We start from the raw sequence: 15,971 nt of genomic DNA, 5'->3' as shown, positions 1-15,971 counted from the left end.
TTCAGCTTAGCCGCGTTGGGCCAGCGCCGCGGCCAGGTCGGCGTGCAAGTCCTCGACATTTTCGATGCCGACGCTCAGCCGTACCAGGTTCTCCGGCACCGTGCCCGGTTCGCCCGGGTGGCGCCGGCGCCGCTCGGCCAGGGATTCCACCCCGCCCAGGGAGGTGGCCGGGGTCCACAGCCTCAGGGCAGCGAGCATCGCATCGGCGGCTTCCGCCCCGCCGGCGACCTCGATGGCAACGATGGCGCCGAAGCCGTCCAGCTGGGCAGCGGCACGCCGGTGCCCGGGATCGGTCGGCAGCCCCGGGTAGCGCACGCGGGAGACCGCCGGGTGCTCAGACAGGCGCCTGGCGAGTTCCATGGCGTTGGCCTCGGCCCGATCCAGCCGCAGGGCCATGGTCCGGATGCCGCGCAGCGTCAGCCAGGCCTCGAACGGTCCGGGAATCGCCCCGTGCAGCGTCCGCATGGAGTGCAGGCGGGCATGCAGCTGCGGGTCCCGGGTGACCACGGCCCCGAGGACCACGTCGGAGTGGCCGCCCATGTACTTGGTGGCCGAGTGCACCACCACGTCCGCGCCCTGCTGCAGCGGGCGCTGGCGCAGCGGCGTGGAGAAGGTGTTGTCCACCACCGTGAGCACCCCGGCCGCGCGGGCGGCGGCCAGCAGCACCGGCAGGTCCGCGACCTCGAGCATCGGGTTGGTGGGCGATTCCAGCCAGGCCATGTCCGCCCCCGCGAAGGCGGCGACGGCAGCGTCGGTGTCGGCCAAATCCACGCGCCGCACCGTGAGTCCCAGGGTGCCCTCGAGCTCGGCGACCAGCGAGAGCGAGCCGTTGTAGGCGTGCGACGGCATCACGATGGTGCCGCCGACCGGCAGCAGCGAGAGGGCCGCGGCAACCGCTGCCATGCCCGAGGCGTAGGCCAGGGCCGGGAGTTCGCAGTCCTCGAGTTGCGCGATGGTTTCTTCCAGCGGGTCCCAGGTCGGGTTGGTGAAGCGCCCGTAGACCTTCTCCCCGGCGCCCGGCGCCCCCAGCGAATGGAAGGTGGAGGAGAGCACGATGGGCGGGTTCACGGGCTGGTCAACTGCATGCGGCGGGCGTCCGGCGGACACCACAACGGTGTCCGGGGCCCACGGCGCGGATTCTGGGCTGGTCATGATTTTTAGGTTACTCCCTGGCCAGGCCCGCGCCCCAGCCGATGACGCGCGCCGGCGCGCACCCGATGAGCCTGCGGCGGCCCGGTGCGGATAGGCTAGAAGGCGTGAGCAACGCGCAGCCAAACCCCGTCAACGCAGGCCGCTTCATCGTCTTCGAGGGCGGTGACGGGGCAGGAAAGTCCACGCAGGCCGACCTGTTGGTCCGGGCCCTGCGCAAAAACGGGCACACCGTGCTGCACACCCGCGAGCCCGGCGGAACCCCGATCGGCGAGAAGCTGCGCTCCCTGGTCCTTGACCACGGGCAGGGCACCGTCGATGCGCGCACCGAGGCCCTGATGTATGCCGCGGCCCGCGCCGCCCACGTCGAACAGGTCATCCGCCCCGCCCTGGCCGCGGGCACCATGGTCGTCTGTGACCGCTACGTCGATTCGTCGCTGGCCTACCAGGGCATCGGCCGGGCGCTGGGCGAGGACGCCGTGCGTGCCATCAACGATTTTGCCACCGGCGGGCTGCGGCCGGACCTGACGGTGCTGCTGGACGTGACCCCGGCCGACGGCCGCTCCCGCCGCTCCCGCCGCACCGTCGGCGCCGACGGCCGGCCGGTGGCCGAGGACCGCCTCGAGTCCGAACCCGACGAGTTCCACTCGCGCATCCGCGACGCCTTCGTGCACTTCGCCGAACGCGAACCGGCCCGCTACCTGGTCCTGGACGCCGCCACCGGGGTCGGGGAGCTGGCTTCCTCCATCGCCGAGTCCGTCGCCGCGCTGCCCGAGCGGCCGGGGGCCTAGCGGTGGATGTCTGGGACGACCTGCCGGGTCAGGACAAGGCCATCGCCGCGTTGCGCCGCGCGGTCGCCGAGGGCAACCCCGCCCACGCGTGGCTGTTCACCGGCCCCCCGGGCTCCGGCCGATCCAACGCGGCGCGCGCCTTTGCCGCCGCCCTTCAGTGCCAACGGACCGATGCGGCGGTGCGCGGCTGCGGAAGCTGCAAGGCCTGCGTGACGGTGCTTGCCGGCACGCACCCGGATGTCGCGCTGATTGCCACCGAGAAGGTCAACTACCAGATCGAGGACGTCCGGACACTGATCACCAAGGCCCAGGACCGGCCCTCCACCGCGCCCTGGCGGGTGATCATCGTGGAGGACGCGGACCGGATGACCGAGCGCACCACCAACGTGCTGCTCAAGTCCATCGAGGAGCCTCCCCCGCACACCATCTGGATCCTCTGCGCCCCCTCGCCGGCCGACGTGCTGGTGACGATCCGCTCGCGCTGCCGCTCGGTGTCCCTGGCCGTTCCCACCCGCGAGTCGGTGGCGGCGCTGTTGGTACGCCGCGACGGGCTCTCCGCGGAACAGGCCGAGTTTGCCGCGCGCATCTCCCAGTCGCACATCGGCATCGCCCGGCGCCTGGCCCGGGACCCGGACGCGCGCCGCCGCCGCGACACCACGGTGCGCCTGCCGCTGCGCATTCGCAGCGTCTCGGACGCGGTCATGGCCGCGGCCGAGCTGGTGGAGCTTTCCACCGCGGAGGCCACCGCGTCCTCGACGGAACGCGCCGAGTCCGAGGCCACCGCCCTGCGCACCGCGCTGGGGCTGGAGGCCGACGCCCCGGTGCCGCCGCAGCAGCGCAGCGCGTTCAAGGCGCTGGAGGAAAACGCCAAGCGTCGTGCCCGGCGTGCCACCCACGACGCGCTGGACCGTTCGCTCATCGACATGACCACGTTCTTCCGCGATGTGCTGATGCTGCAGCTTCACGCCTCCACCGAGCTGGTCAACGACTACCTGTCCGATCCCCTGCATGCCTACGCCCATGCCTCGCGGCCCGAGGCCACGATCGCGAAGATCGATGCGATCGCCGAGGCGCGGGCGCGCATCGGCGCCAATGTGGCCCCGCTGCTGGCCATCGAGGCCATGATGGTCACGCTGCGCCCGGCCAAATAGCCTGCATTCCCCCGATCTTTTCCACCGTCAGCCGCATTGCGTCCCCCCAGGAGCCTGAAGTCCGCATGAGAGCATCCCGCCGCCGCCTGTCCGTGATTGCCACGCTGGGAGCCGTTGCCTTGCTGCTGGGTTCCTGCTCCGCTGCCACGGCCCCGGTCCTCGAATCGGCACCGGCGACCACCGCGCCCGACGCCGCCGCGCCCCGGACCTCCATCCCTGCGGGCCTGGAAAGGTTTTACACGCAGGACCTGGACTGGACCTCCTGCGGAGGGGCGTTGCTGTGCACCGAGCTGAGCGTTCCCATGGACTACGCCAACCCGTCCGGGGACACCATGGCCCTGGCCCTGAACAAGCGCCCCGGGGACAAGGACGCCGCCGGCTCCCTGCTGGTGAACCCCGGCGGACCGGGGGCCTCCGGGCTGGAAACCGTCCGCGAAGCGGTCCCGAGCATGTTCGGCCAGGAACTGCAGCGCGGCTTTGACGTCGTTGGCTTTGACCCGCGCGGGGTCGGTTCCTCGACGCCGGTTACCTGCGAGGATCCGGCCGAACAGGACGCCGGCCGCGCCGAGCAGTTCGACCCCGGCACGGATGCGGGGCTTCAGGAAATGCGCCGGGCGAGCGCCGAGTATGCGGCGCTGTGTGCCGAGCGGACCGGCGCCGCCCTGGGCTTTGTCGACACCGTGTCCGCCGCACGCGACCTGGACGTGATGCGCGCGGTGCTCGGGGACGCGAAGCTGAACTACCTGGGCTATTCCTACGGCACGTCGCTGGGAGCCAACTACGCCCAGCTCTTCCCCGGCAACGTCGGCCGCATGGTGCTGGACGGGGCCCTTGACCCCACGCTGGAAAACGAAGAGATCACCATGGGCCAGGCCATCGGGTTCGAGAACGAGATCCGCGCCTACATGCAGGACTGCCTGGACTCGGGCGACTGCCCGTTCACCGGCGAGCTGGAGGACGCCCTGGGGCAGCTGCGCGGGATTTTCGCCGAGGTGGAGGCCGAGCCCCTGGTCGGCAGCGACGGGCGCAGCGTGCCCATCATCGACTTCGTCAACGGATTCATCGTCCCGCTCTACGACAATTCCACCTGGCCCATGCTCACCGAGGCACTGCGCAACGTGGCCGCGGGGAACGTGGACGACATCCAGTACTTCGCCGACCTGACCGCCGGCCGCGAGGCGGACGGCAGCTACACCGGCAACGGCACCGCGGCATTCACCGCCGTCAACTGCCTGGACTACCCGATGGACGCCAACGTCCCCGCAATGCGTGCAGGCGCCCGCGACCTGGTCCAGGCCGCCCCGACCATCGGCAAGTACCTGGCCTATGGAGCCGTGGGTTGCCAGGACTGGAAGTACCCCGCCACGGGTAAGCCGGGAAAGTTGACCGCCGAGGGCGCCGCGCCCATCGTGGTCATCGGCACCACCGGCGACCCCGCCACCCCGTACGAGTGGAGCCAGGCGCTGGCCGAGCAGCTGGCATCGGCCTCGCTGGTGACCTTTGAGGGCCATGGGCACACCGCGTACGGGCGCTCCAACGGCTGCATCGCCGACGCCGTGGAATCCTATTTCCTCGAGGGCACCGTCCCGGCCGACGGATTGACCTGCTGAGGCACGTTCCCATCGAGTCGTTTTGACCGCCGAGGACAGGTTCCTATAAAGTGTTCACTTGTGGTGCTCGCGCGCCACGGTGCCTCCTTAGCTCAGTTGGTAGAGCGTTTCACTCGTAATGAAAAGGTCGCCAGTTCGATTCTGGCAGGAGGCTCGTTTCTTCGACACGAGGGCCCGTCACCGTCAGGTGGCGGGCCCTCGTGCGTTCGATTCCGTCCGGACCGCCCGGTGCGGTCGTGGCGGGCTACGGCCCGGCGCCGTGGATGAACGCCCTGGCGTGGTCCACCGCCTTCTTGAACGCGTCGTTGCGAAGCCTCAGTTCCTCCTCGTCCCGGGACTCGACGTAGTCGGTGATTCCGGGGCGCAAGAGCCAGATCCCGCTCACGGGCGGCAGGTAGAGCACGGCGAAACAGCGGCGCCGCTCGTCCACGGTCCACATCGGCACCACGGCCAGGGCGGCCCCCGTATCCGCGTTGACCCATTGCGCACGGGGAACGGGCAGTTCATGGATCTCGGGATCCAGGAACGGTGCCGTCCCCTGCCCCCAACGCGCCTCAAAACGCTCAAGGAACTCGGGCAGCAGCGGCGCATCGTAGCGATGCCAGGAATTCACGGCTTCCTCCTTTCCGGGGGCAGGGTCCAGACCAAGGGCCCCGCCACCACCTCGGGCCGGGTCGTGCGGGAAACCCGCCTGGCCCCCGCAGGCCCCGCGGTCCGGCGGGCTGCTGGGTGTTCGCGATCGTAGTCGGACCGGGCGGCGGCGTTGCCCAGGACCGCATAGGCGTCCATCACCGACTGCAGCCGGGAACGCTCCAGCGCTTCCTGCTCCGGGCCATCTGGCCCCGGCCTGGTGTCGGGATGGTGCAGCCGCATCTGGGCCCGGTAGGCACGGGAGATCTCCGCGGCGCTGGCCTGCGGATCCAGGCGAAGCACCGCATAGGGGTTGCGGGATTCCACGGGAATGCCTTTCGTATCATCGCGCCGGGGTCGGGCGCGGGCCTTAACGGGGATGCTGAAGATGGTCCCGTCCCCTGCCGGGGAACGGGACCATCTTCGAAGGGGACGACGCCAGCCCCGGCCCGACAATGCGCCGGAGGCGCCGCGGTGTGCCATGTGGCCAACACCCGCATTTACTGATGCCGGGAGCGGGCCGTCCCCGTCAGGTGACCCATCTCCGGGACCTCAGGCGCCGATGGACTGGCGGTCGGACTCCTTGCTGGTAATGGCGATCTTGCGTGCCTTCGCCTGTTCGGCGACCGGAATCTGCAGGGTCAGCACACCCGCGTCGTAGCTGGCGTCGATGTTCTCCGTATCGAGGTTCTCCCCCAGCACCAGCTGGCGGCTGAACACTCCCCGGGGGCGTTCGGCGGCAAGGATTTCGACCTCGTCGCCCAGTGCATCACGTTCGGCCTTGATGGTCACGACGTTGTTTTCGACATCCAGGTCGATCGAATCGGGGCTTACCCCCGGGAGGTCAAACTCGATCCGGAACTTGTCACCTTCACGCCAGGCGTCCATGCTCATGGCTGCCGGCCTGGCCGTTGTCCCCAAAACCTGCTGGGCGAGCTTGTCGAGTTCACGAAACGGATCTGAGCGCATCAACATTGTTCTCTCCTTCACAGCTTTGTCGTTTGCCGATCCCGCTGCCCCGTGTGGCTGCGGGTATTAATTTTTTAGCATCACTCCATCGTCCGCGCAACAAGAAATTTCCTGGGAATTTGGCGATTTTTTACCCCAAATCCACGGGGCGCCGCGCCCCGGGCCGCCGGGACCGGAGTACCCCTTAAGCGCGTGTGGGGACCCGCTGCCGGGTCCCCACACACACTTGTCTTGGCGCTCATCCGTTGCCGGGCAGCCGTAGGCTGACTAGGCGAAGTCGCTGACTGCCGGGTCGGCCGCGATGCGGCCTTCCGCGCCCTTGTCCAGGGCGTTGATGGCGGCCAGGTCCTCGGCGTCCAGGGACACCCCAAGGCCGGCCAGGTTCTCCACGATGCGCGAGGGGGTCACCGACTTCGGGATGACCACGTTGCCCAGGGCAAGGTGCCAGGCGATGACGACCTGGGCGACGGACGCGTTGTGCTTTTCGGCGATGGCCAACAGTGCCGGGTCGTTGAGCAGTTCGTTGCCCTGGCCCAGGGGCGACCACGACTGGTGCAGGATGCCCTTGGAGGCCTCGAATTCGCGCAGTTCGGCCTGCGGGAAGTACGGGTGGGTCTCGACCTGGTTGATCACCGGCAGCACGCCGGTGGCATCCTCGAGCTCGGCGAGCGCCTCGACGGTGAAGTTGCAGACGCCGATGGACTTCACGCGGCCGGTCTTCTGCAGCTCGATGAGTGCCTTCCAGGTGTCCACGTACTTGCCCTGCTTGGGCTGCAGCCAGTGGATCAGGTACAGGTCGAGGTAATCCAGGCCCAGGCGCTCCAGGGAGGCGTCGAAGGCGGCCAGGGTCGAGTCGAAGCCCTGGTCGGCGTTCCAGACCTTGGTGGTGATGAACATGTCCTCGCGGGGCACGTCGGTGGCTGCAATGGCGCGGCCGACGCCCTCCTCGTTGCCGTAGATGCGGGCGGTGTCGATGTGGCGGTATCCGGCGGCGAAGGCCTGCTGGACCACGTCGGTTGCCACGTCGTCTTCGACCTTCCAGACCCCGTAGCCAAGCTGGGGAATGGTGTTGCCGTCGTGGAAAGTGAGATCTGGGGATACAAGATTCGTCATGTTTCCCATCCTGCCACCGTGCATTGACTGGAATTGCCGGCGGCGGGAATGATCAGCGCTGGGCGAAACCGGAAGGCACCGCGGCCCCGGCCCCTAGTGCTTGGCCATCTCGGCCTCGGCCGCGCCGATGCCGTCGGCCACCAGGTCCGCACGCATGGCAACGTTCTCCAGCCCCGCCGACGCATAGCCCCAGCGTTCCCCGTCGAGGCGGGCCATGGCGGCGACCTGGGCGGTGGTGGCCAGGTCGTTGGCGGCCTTGGAGAGCAAGCGGTGCACGGCGTAAAGATCGTGCGGGACGTCCTCGCCGGTGCTCGGGGACTTGGCCTGGGCGGCGACGCACACAACGCGCACCCGTGCCTGGAGCTCGGCCAGGTGGTTGGCGATGAGGATCAGGGCATTGTGCAGGTCGTCGTCCTCGATGCCCTCGAGGACCTGGTGCACCCGATCCAGCGAGCGCCCGAACCTGTCATAGGCACGGCGCCAGACGCCATCGCCGAGTTCCTTGTTGTCGCGGCGTGCGCCGCGAACGGAGGAGAACAGCCCCATCTACGTGTTTGCCTTTGTTATTGCCATGATGTCCCCCGGTGGATCAAGATGCCCGAGGAACAAATCGCTACCCGTGTTGCCAATTCCAGTCTAGAGGTACTGCCCAAACCCGCCGTCGCCGTCGGCCCCCGGACCCTGCGTCGGTCGCTCGGGACCCGGAGGCGTGCCCGGGCCGCCCTGGGTCATGCGTTCGGGCTCGCCCGCCTCGTTGATGACGATCCCGGGGGCCACCTGGGTGCCCGGTGGAAGCTGGCGCATGGCAACGCGCTGGGCAAGCTGCTGGTTGGCCAGCTGCTGGGCGGCCATCGCCGCCTGCAGTCCATGGAAGACGCCTTCGAGCCAGCCGACCAGCTGGGCCTGCGCCACGCGAAGCTCGGCCTCCGAGGGCGTCTCGCCGTCGGCGAAGGGCAACCGGATGCGGTGGAGTTCCTCGGCAAGTTCCGGCGACAGCCCGGTCTCCAGCTCATGGACGGAGCGTTCGTGGATGTCGGCCATCCGGGTGCGGGCCTCCTCGTCCAACGGTGCGGTACGCACCTCCTCGAGCAGTTGCTTGATCATCCCGCCAATGCGCATGAGCTTGGCAGGCTCGCCGATGCTCCCCACATGCACGGCCTCCCTGCCGGGAGCGTGCCCGTCAGGTGCACCGCGGGAGGCCCCCGGTGCGGCGGGCTGATCGACAGGACCCGTGGACGGGGTTTCCGGACGCGTTCCCGCCCCGGCCGTTGCCTGGAAGGGCCAGGCCGATTCATCGGGCGCAGGGATGTTCGATGCAGCGTTGGGATCGGGGATCTGTTCACTGTGCTCGCTCATGGCTCCATCTTGCCATGCGATCCCCCGGTCCGGCAGGAAGATTTCCCTGTGGGTACCCCGCCGGCCGGGGACCGCGGCCGGCGAGACGGTTCCCGGGCGACTTCGGGCGACCCGCGCCAACAGCAGGGGGCCGGCGGACAGTGTCCACCGGCCCCCGGCCCCCTCTGCGCTTGCGTGCGCAATGCTGATGGTCAGCAGCACCGACCCTGAGGGTTCTTCTCCTGCCAGTCGGTGTAGTCGCGCCAGAACTCCCGTTCACCCATGGGAGCGACGCCCGGATGGGTGCGGGCCTGGTGTTCCAGGTACACCCGGTATTTGTCCGCCCCCAGCACCCCCTCGAGGTAGCGCACGATTCCCCGGGCGATGTTGCCCGTTGCGGACAGTCCGCGCGCCATCACCGAGGTGCCTCCGACCGGCGGGGTTCGTCCCGCGGTGTCCATGGTCAGTGTCCCCCGCGTGCCATCTGGTGTTCCGGGGGAACCTGCTTCCAGGCCTTCTCCAGCTCCTTCTCCGCCGGGGAAGAAACCAGGCCGGCCGGTGCGTAGATCCTCGAAGGGATCTCCGGGTCCTCCGTGTCGGCCCCGCCGCCGTTCGGGTAGGCCCGGATGGTGGCGATGATGGCTGCAACGATCACGATCAGCGAAAGCAGCAGGAAGATCACCGAGAGCCAGCCCTGGACGCCGGTGTTGCGCACCACGGCCTCCATGGCCTCGACGTTCTTCGCGGTTCCGAACGTGGTTTCCCCGCGTTCCAGGGCGCCCTTGAACGCGTTGTGCTGGGCGAAGTAGCCCACGGCCGGGACCGGGGAGAAGATCTTCAGGAACGAGGCGTACACGGTGACCACCGTGGCGAAGGCCAGCGGAAGCACCACGATCCACAGGTACTTGAAGTTCCCGCGCTTGGCCACGATGGTCATGACCACGGCCAGCGCGATGGCAGCCAGCAACTGGTTGGAGATGCCGAAGAGCGGGAAGAAGGTGTTGATCCCGCCCAGCGGGTCGGTGACGCCGAGGATCAGGATGTACCCCCAGGCCGCGACCATGATGGCCGTGCAGACCCAGGCGCCGGGACGCCAGGAGGTGTCCTTGAACCTCGGGATGAAGTTGCCGATGGTGTCCTGCAGCATGAAGCGGGCCACACGCGTTCCCGCGTCCACCGCGGTGAGGATGAACAGTGCCTCGAACATGATGGCGAAGTGGTACCAGAAGGCCATCATCGCCGGCCCGCCGAACCACTGGTTCATGATGTGCGCAATGCCCACGGCCAGGGTCGGGGCGCCGCCGGTGCGGGAGACCACGGATTCCTCGCCCACGCCCGCCGCCAGGTCCGTGAGCATGCTCGGGGTCAGGTTCACCCCGGTCAGGCCCAGCGAGTTCACGAACGCCACTGCCCCTTCCACGGTGCCGCCGGTGGCCGCAGCCGAGGAGTTCATCGCGAAGTAGATGCCGCGGTCGATGGAGATCGCCGCAACCAGCGCCATGATGGCCACGAAGGATTCCATGAGCATGCCGCCGTAACCCAGGAAGCGGGTCTGCCTTTCCTTCTCCACCATCTTCGGGGTGGTTCCCGAGGAGATCAGCGCGTGGAACCCGGAGAGGGCGCCGCAGGCAATGGTGACGAAGAGGAACGGGAAGAGGTGCCCGGCAACCACGGGCCCCTTGTCGGAGCCCGCGAACTCGGAAATCGCCGGGACGCTGATCTCCGGGCGGACCACGATGATGGCCACGGCCAGCAGGCCGATGACGCCGATCTTCATGAACGTGGAGAGGTAGTCGCGCGGGGCCAGCAGCAGCCACACCGGGAGCACCGCGGCGATGAAGCCGTAGACGATGATGAACCAGGCCAGGGTGGTGCGGTCCAGGTGGAAGAGCTCGGCGCCCCACGCGGACTCGGCAACCCAGCGGCCGGAAATGATGGCAAACATCAGCAGCACGAAGCCGATCAGGGAAATTTCCATGACCTTGCCCGGGCGGATGAAGCGCAGGTAGACACCCATGAACAGGGCGATGGGGATGGTCAGGCCCACCGAGTACACGCCCCAGGCGGACTCGCCCAACGCATTGACCACCACGAGGGCCAGGATGGCGACGATGATGACCATGATGGCCAGCGTCGCGATCAGTGCGGCGGTGCCGCCAATGACGCCCAGTTCCTCGCGGGCCATCTGGCCCAGCGAGCGTCCCCCGCGGCGCATGGAGAAGAACATGACCAGGTAGTCCTGGACCGCTCCGGCCAAGACCACGCCGATGATGATCCAGATGGTGCCCGGAAGGTAACCCATCTGGGCCGCGAGGATCGGGCCCACCAGCGGGCCGGCGCCGGCGATCGCCGCGAAGTGGTGCCCGAAGAGCACCCGGCGGTCGGTCGGCATGTAGTCCTTGCCGTTGTTGTTGTACTCGGCCGGGGTCGCCCGGAAGTCATTGGGCTTGGCGATCTTGCGCTCAATGAACTTGGAGTAGAAGCGGTAGGCCACCAGGTAGGTGCACACCGCCGCGAAGACGAACCAGATGGCGTTGATGGTCTCCCCGCGGGAAAATGCCAGGATGGCCCAAGCCACCCCGCCAAGCAGCGAAATCGCCACCCACAGGGCAATCTTGGCCGGAGTCCATTTGCGTTCCTCGGCATCCGCAACTTGCGGGTCTACGCCTGCCGGGGGAAGCCCTGGAGCAGAATGTTGGGACGTGCTCATGTTTTCCTCTCAAGTGACTGATGGATCGGACAATGCGAGTGATCCTGCGGGCGCGTGCCGCGAACCTTTGTGGTCCGCGACACTGCCCCTTGTGATACACCGTAGCCCTTGGGAAAAACAGATTCAGATCTTTACGATGATTTTCCCCGTGTGATTCCCCGAATCGAAGTATTCATGCGCCGAACGGGCCTCTGTGAAGGGAAAACGCCGGTCGATTGACAGGTCAAGCCTGCCGTCGGCCAGCATCGGCAGGGCATGTTCCTTCACCGCCGCGACTATTTCCGCCTTTTGCTCCAGCGGCCGGGCGCGCAGGGTGGTGCCCACGACCCTGGCACGCTTGGCCATCAACGCGCCGAGGTTCAGCTCGGCCTTGGCGCCTCCCTGCAGGCCGATGACCACCAGGGTCCCGTCCTGGGCCAGCGCGCGCACATTCGACTCCAGGTATTTGGCGCCCACGACGTCAAGAATCACGTCGGCCCCGGCGCCGTCGGTGAGCTCCCGGGTGCGCTCGGCAAAGTCCTCATCGCGGTAGTTGATGCCCGCGGCGGCCCCGAGGGCCAGGCAGTGGGCGATCTTTTCCTCGCTGGAGGCTGTCACCAGGACCTTGGCACCGGCCGCCGCCGCCAACTGGATGGCCATCGACCCGATGCCTCCGGCCCCTCCGTGCAGCAGCACGGCGTCGCCGCGGGCCAGACCGGCTTCCAGGAAGAGGTTGGACACCACGGTGCAGGCGACTTCCATGAAGCCTGCCGCATCGAGAAGGTCCACGGTCTCGGGGACCTCGAGGACCAGCCCCGCCGGAACGGCAACATACTGGGCGTACCCGCCGCCGGCCAGCAGGGCGCAGACCCGCTGTCCCACGGTGATGCCGACGGCGCCCTCGCCCAATGCTTCGACGGTGCCCGACACCTCCAGCCCCGGGATGTCACTGGCACCCGGTGGCGGCGGGTAGACACCCCGGCGCTGTTGCACGTCGGCGCGGTTCAGCCCGAAGGCCGCCACCTTGATGAGCACCTCCCCCGGCCCGGGGACCGGCATGGGCCGTTCGGCCTCGGTCAGCACCTCGGGACCGCCTGAACCCCGGTATTCAATGGCACGCATCATCGTCATGGTCGTCTCCCGACATCGTTCGCTTCGCTCGCGGGCTCGGCCCGGAGGCCCGTGCTTCAGGGCCTCGGCACCCGCGGCCTTCCTTGTTGGGGCAACTCTAACCCCCGGGAAATCCCGACCCCGGTTTGTGACCGCCGGGGCGTGGCTGTCCGGCGGCACGCCGCGGCTGGCGTATACTTTTTGGGTCTGGATGGTTGTCCGAGCGGCCTAAGGAGCTGGTCTTGAAAACCAGTGTGCGGTAACCCCGTACCAAGAGTTCAAATCTCTTACCATCCGCTCAGTGCAAGGAGGCGGTTCCCGTGGCTACGGGAACCGCCTCCTTTCCGTTAACCTGCAGGCCATGGCCAGGTGCCGGTGGTGCACGTAGGATTCCTAGCAACCGGGCTGGCACGATTCCCGGACCCGAACCAACGGCAACCCCAAGATTGGAAGCGTTCGACATGCCACTGCGCGAAAGCACTCCCGCCGGAAACCCGGTCTGGACCGACATCATGACCACCGACATCGAAGCCAGCAAGAAGTTCTACGCAGCACTCTTCGACTGGGAGTTCGAGGAACCGGTCGCCGAGGAATACGGCGGGTACCTCAGTGCCACCCGGCAGGGCCGCCTCGTCGCGGGACTCTCCCCCTACCAGCCGGAGTTCGGGGGCATTCCGAACATCTGGTCGCTGTACCTGAAAAGCGACGACATCACGGCCACCCAGGCCAGCATCCAGGGCGCCGGCGGCCAGGTCCTGATGCCGCCGATGCATGTGGCGCCATACGGGCACATGGGCATTTTCCTTGACGCCGGAGGCGCCGCATTCGGCGTGTGGCAGCCGCAGGAGCACCAGGGATTCGGCGCCGATTCGGAGCATGGAACGCCTGCGTGGCACGAGCTGCATTCCAAGGACTACCAGGCGGCGGTGGAGTTCTACGCCAAGGCCTTCGGCTGGGACACGCACGTGATGTCCGATTCCCCGGAATTCAGGTACACCACCTACGGACAGGGCGACGCTGCCAAGGCGGGGTTGATGGATGCCTCAGGATTCCTGCCCGCCGAGGTCCCCGGGTCCTGGATCACCTATTGGGGCGTGGATGACGTGGACGCGGCCTGCGCCACGGCCGTGGCCAACGGCGGCAGCGTGACCGAGGACCCGCAGGATTCGGAATTCGGACGGGTTGCCGCGATCACCGACTGCTGCGGGGCATCCCTGAAGCTGGTGGGAGTGCAGCGCGGCTAGCTGCGGCCCGGTGGAAGGTGCGGGCCTTCGTGCCCGCACCTTCCCTCCGCCTTCGTTTCAGCGAATCGGTCTCAGCGCGTCTGGTCCAGGTCCTTGACCTGGCTGAGGCGAAGCAGTTCCCGGGCAATGTCCTGGGCGTCGCCGATGGTCCGCGCCGCTCCGTCGAGCGGCGCCCCGGCCTGGGCCGCGATCGCCGTCCCCCATTGGGCGGATGAAAGCTGCAGCCCGAGCACGAAGATGGCGCGGTGCGCCAGCCCCTTGGCATCAACCATGCGGTACGGATCGCCCACGACAGCCAGGCCCTGGCCGGGAATCGGTTCGCCCTGGTCGTTGTGCATGGTGAACGGCGCCGCCAGCCCGTCGTCCAGCATTTGCCGCAGCAGCGGGGAATCTGTTTGCAGCACGCGGTTGGCCGGCATCATCGCCTCGATCAGCGTGCGCGTGGTGTACGCCGGAGCGTCGATCCACGGCGAGGACGCGGTGAACATCCCGGTGGGCAGATCGATCTCGAATTCCGGGTCCGGGCCGATGAACTCCACGACGTTGGCCCGCGCCAGGGCCGCAAGTTCCTCGATGCGCTGCAGGGGCGGGCCTGAAGCCAGCCCCTCCACCAGGGGTTCGAACCAGCCCTGCACCTCCAGCAGTCGCGATTCGTCGGAGATCAGGCCCTCGGCGATCATGTCCTTGACGATCATGCGCCCGGCGTTGAGGGTGGCGATGGCCATCTTCAACGGGTCCTTCTCCCCTTCCACCGAGGAAATTGCGTCGTATTCCAGATATTCCATGACGGCCTTCTGGTATTCCTTTTGCGAGGAGAACCCCCTCTCGGCAAAGGGATGGCCCAGCCCCGGAACATCCAGGAATCCCAAGGCCGGGGCGAGTTCCTCGACGAGCCGGCGGGCGTCCTGCAGCCACACCTGGGATCCTGCCTGGTGTTCGGCGTCGAGGGCATCGGTGAGCAGGCCGACGAATTCGTCCGGGTCCACCTCGAAGCGGGAGGGGTGGCGGAGCGCGGCGGCACGGTAGTACGCCAACAGGACGTCGCGGTGAAGCAGCGGCCACACATGGGCGTCAAAGCGCACCGCTGCTTCCGGGTTCAGGACCCGCGCCTCGGCGACTTTCTGCACGATCAGCTCGCCATCCAGGTAACGCAGGTGGACCGAGTCCGGGATGAATTCCTCGATGCAGGATTTCGCGCGGTAGGGCGTGCCGCGCCGGGAGGCAGCAACGATCCGCGGTTCGCGCCCCGTGGGCCAATATTCCAGGGCCCGTCCGGGCCCGCCGTTGATTTCATTGAACTGCCCGCCGCGTCCCACGGTCAGGGCGATCATCACGTCAAAGAAGTTCAGGCCCAGTCCGCGCACCAAGACGCTCTCCCCTCCCGGGACCTTGTCCCAGGCAACATCTCCGGGGACGTTGGGGCCTTGGTAGAGCAGGCCGGCGTCATCCGCGGCCTGGGCCATGGCCTCCTGCACGGGGTTCAGCCGCGCCGGGACATGTCCCAGCGCCAACACCACCGCGTCGGCGCGCAATTCAAAGCCCGCGCCGGACCGTCGCGGGTGGGGGCGGGCCTCATCGACCGGGTGCCCCTGCAGCAGGTAGTCGGCCTCCCCGCGGTGCAGCCCGGTGATCTCGGCACGCTCGAAACGTACCTCGGCGACGGCCGGATGCGACCGCAAGGCGGCAATCGACCGGTCGAACACGTGACGCAGGTAGCGACCGTAGAGGGCGCGCGGCGGATACGAGCCCCGGTCCATGTGCTCGAGTTCCACCCGTTCCACGCTGCTGAGCACCGCGCCGTCGCCGCCGGCTGCACGCCATTGGTCAAAGCTCAGCCCCGGTTCATCCGGATGCGTGCGCTCGGGGGCCACGGTCGGGAAACCGGCCGGGGTGTTCATGAGGAAATGCCGGGATTGTGCCGTGGACCAGACATGCCCTGCACCGGGATCATGGACGTCAAAAACCACGACAGTAACCTGGCGCGAGCTGATTCTGGCGCCCGCCAATTCGGAGGCCAGGCGTTCAAGAATCGAGGTTCCCCTCGGCCCTGCACCCACAACTGCTATGACGTACGGTTCCCGACCGGGATTCTGCTTCTCACTCACGGTTTCAGCCTAGTCTGCCCGGTCGCTGGATCTTTGCTCGACGTCGGCGCCACTTTTCGTACCGCATGAAAGACT

At 67.9% G+C, this 15,971-nt stretch carries 15 protein-coding genes and 2 tRNA genes; 6 read left to right on the top strand and 11 right to left on the bottom strand.

Annotated features, from left to right (window positions below):
* Positions 1–6: 6 nt before the first annotated feature.
* Positions 7–1,152, bottom strand: coding sequence for a trans-sulfuration enzyme family protein (locus KRR55_RS18025; RefSeq protein WP_217390697.1), 1,146 nt, complete (start codon positions 1,150–1,152; stop codon positions 7–9).
* A 65-nt stretch (positions 1,153–1,217) separates the two neighbouring features.
* Between KRR55_RS18025 and tmk the strand changes: the two genes are divergently transcribed.
* The 4 genes from tmk (at position 1,218) to KRR55_RS18005 (ending at position 4,855) form a co-directional block, all read left to right on the top strand.
* Positions 1,218–1,940 (top strand): dTMP kinase, encoded by a 723-nt coding sequence (gene tmk, locus KRR55_RS18020; protein WP_217390715.1) that lies wholly within the window; start codon positions 1,218–1,220, stop codon positions 1,938–1,940.
* Positions 1,941–1,942: 2 nt separating this feature from the next.
* Positions 1,943–3,091: a DNA polymerase III subunit delta' gene (locus KRR55_RS18015; protein WP_217390696.1), complete on the top strand. Its 1,149-nt coding sequence runs from the start codon at positions 1,943–1,945 to the stop codon at positions 3,089–3,091.
* Positions 3,092–3,156: 65 nt separating this feature from the next.
* Positions 3,157–4,701: an alpha/beta hydrolase gene (locus KRR55_RS18010; RefSeq protein WP_217390695.1), complete on the top strand. Its 1,545-nt coding sequence runs from the start codon at positions 3,157–3,159 to the stop codon at positions 4,699–4,701.
* 81 nt (positions 4,702–4,782) lie between these two features.
* A tRNA-Thr gene (locus KRR55_RS18005) sits at positions 4,783–4,855 on the top strand.
* Positions 4,856–4,945: 90 nt separating this feature from the next.
* On the opposite strand, the gene KRR55_RS18000 is transcribed toward KRR55_RS18005, so the two are convergent.
* From KRR55_RS18000 to KRR55_RS17960, 9 genes are all read right to left on the bottom strand, one after another.
* Entirely contained in the window at positions 4,946–5,314 is a 369-nt protein-coding gene (locus KRR55_RS18000; RefSeq protein ID WP_217390694.1) for a hypothetical protein, read from the bottom strand.
* Positions 5,311–5,658: a J domain-containing protein gene (locus KRR55_RS20555; RefSeq protein WP_217390693.1), complete on the bottom strand. Its 348-nt coding sequence runs from the start codon at positions 5,656–5,658 to the stop codon at positions 5,311–5,313. The genes KRR55_RS18000 and KRR55_RS20555 overlap by 4 nt, the downstream gene beginning before the upstream one ends.
* Positions 5,659–5,883: 225 nt before the next feature.
* The gene (locus KRR55_RS17990) at positions 5,884–6,306 is read right to left on the bottom strand and encodes an Hsp20/alpha crystallin family protein (RefSeq protein WP_217390692.1); all 423 of its coding nucleotides are present in this window, start codon (positions 6,304–6,306) and stop codon (positions 5,884–5,886) included.
* A 261-nt stretch (positions 6,307–6,567) separates the two neighbouring features.
* On the bottom strand, positions 6,568–7,413 hold the full coding sequence (locus KRR55_RS17985) for an aldo/keto reductase (protein ID WP_217390691.1): 846 nt from the start codon (positions 7,411–7,413) through the stop codon (positions 6,568–6,570).
* Positions 7,414–7,506: 93 nt separating this feature from the next.
* A complete protein-coding gene (locus KRR55_RS17980; protein WP_217390690.1) occupies positions 7,507–7,959 on the bottom strand; it encodes a hypothetical protein in 453 nt (150 codons plus the stop codon).
* Between the two features lie 90 nt (positions 7,960–8,049).
* The gene (locus KRR55_RS17975; protein WP_217390689.1) at positions 8,050–8,769 is read right to left on the bottom strand and encodes a proteasome activator; all 720 of its coding nucleotides are present in this window, start codon (positions 8,767–8,769) and stop codon (positions 8,050–8,052) included.
* A gap of 191 nt (positions 8,770–8,960) precedes the next feature.
* Positions 8,961–9,209 (bottom strand): YbdD/YjiX family protein, encoded by a 249-nt coding sequence (locus KRR55_RS17970; protein ID WP_336245164.1) that lies wholly within the window; start codon positions 9,207–9,209, stop codon positions 8,961–8,963.
* 2 nt (positions 9,210–9,211) lie between these two features.
* Positions 9,212–11,458, bottom strand: a complete 2,247-nt coding sequence (locus KRR55_RS17965) for a carbon starvation CstA family protein (RefSeq protein WP_217390688.1) — start codon at positions 11,456–11,458, stop codon at positions 9,212–9,214.
* 123 nt (positions 11,459–11,581) lie between these two features.
* A complete protein-coding gene (locus KRR55_RS17960; protein WP_217390713.1) occupies positions 11,582–12,559 on the bottom strand; it encodes an NAD(P)H-quinone oxidoreductase in 978 nt (325 codons plus the stop codon).
* A 197-nt stretch (positions 12,560–12,756) separates the two neighbouring features.
* On the opposite strand from KRR55_RS17960, the gene KRR55_RS17955 reads away from it, so the two are divergent.
* Both KRR55_RS17955 and KRR55_RS17950 read left to right on the top strand, forming a co-directional pair.
* Positions 12,757–12,844 (top strand) — tRNA-Ser (locus tag KRR55_RS17955).
* Positions 12,845–13,008: 164 nt separating this feature from the next.
* On the top strand, positions 13,009–13,791 hold the full coding sequence (locus KRR55_RS17950; protein WP_217390687.1) for a VOC family protein: 783 nt from the start codon (positions 13,009–13,011) through the stop codon (positions 13,789–13,791).
* 71 nt (positions 13,792–13,862) lie between these two features.
* On the opposite strand, the gene KRR55_RS17945 is transcribed toward KRR55_RS17950, so the two are convergent.
* Positions 13,863–15,896 carry an FAD/NAD(P)-binding protein gene (locus KRR55_RS17945; RefSeq protein WP_217390686.1) on the bottom strand — a complete coding sequence of 678 codons (2,034 nt, stop codon included), beginning with the start codon at positions 15,894–15,896 and terminating at the stop codon, positions 13,863–13,865.
* Positions 15,897–15,971 lie beyond the last annotated feature (75 nt).

This window comes from Paeniglutamicibacter quisquiliarum, from assembly GCF_019084045.1.
GTDB classification, from domain to species: domain Bacteria; phylum Actinomycetota; class Actinomycetes; order Actinomycetales; family Micrococcaceae; genus Paeniglutamicibacter; species Paeniglutamicibacter quisquiliarum.
The sequence above is the reverse complement of the archived record's forward strand: the minus strand, read 5'-3'. Positions and strand labels throughout refer to the sequence as shown.

Bases quoted from the DNA above. Each gene is read 5' to 3' on its own strand.
- tmk (WP_217390715.1), top strand. From the start codon at position 1,218: ATGAGCCTGCGGCGGCCCGGTGCGGATAGGCTAGAAGGCGTGAGCAAC.
- KRR55_RS17980 (WP_217390690.1), bottom strand. From the start codon at position 7,959: ATGGGGCTGTTCTCCTCCGTTCGCGGCGCACGCCGCGACAACAAGGAA.
- KRR55_RS18025 (WP_217390697.1), bottom strand. From the start codon at position 1,152: ATGACCAGCCCAGAATCCGCGCCGTGGGCCCCGGACACCGTTGTGGTG.
- KRR55_RS17960 (WP_217390713.1), bottom strand. From the start codon at position 12,559: ATGCGTGCCATTGAATACCGGGGTTCAGGCGGTCCCGAGGTGCTGACC.
- KRR55_RS17965 (WP_217390688.1), bottom strand. From the start codon at position 11,458: ATGAGCACGTCCCAACATTCTGCTCCAGGGCTTCCCCCGGCAGGCGTA.
- KRR55_RS17970 (WP_336245164.1), bottom strand. From the start codon at position 9,209: ATGGACACCGCGGGACGAACCCCGCCGGTCGGAGGCACCTCGGTGATG.
- KRR55_RS17975 (WP_217390689.1), bottom strand. From the start codon at position 8,769: ATGAGCGAGCACAGTGAACAGATCCCCGATCCCAACGCTGCATCGAAC.
- KRR55_RS17985 (WP_217390691.1), bottom strand. From the start codon at position 7,413: ATGACGAATCTTGTATCCCCAGATCTCACTTTCCACGACGGCAACACC.
- KRR55_RS18010 (WP_217390695.1), top strand. From the start codon at position 3,157: ATGAGAGCATCCCGCCGCCGCCTGTCCGTGATTGCCACGCTGGGAGCC.
- KRR55_RS17990 (WP_217390692.1), bottom strand. From the start codon at position 6,306: ATGTTGATGCGCTCAGATCCGTTTCGTGAACTCGACAAGCTCGCCCAG.
- KRR55_RS17950 (WP_217390687.1), top strand. From the start codon at position 13,009: ATGCCACTGCGCGAAAGCACTCCCGCCGGAAACCCGGTCTGGACCGAC.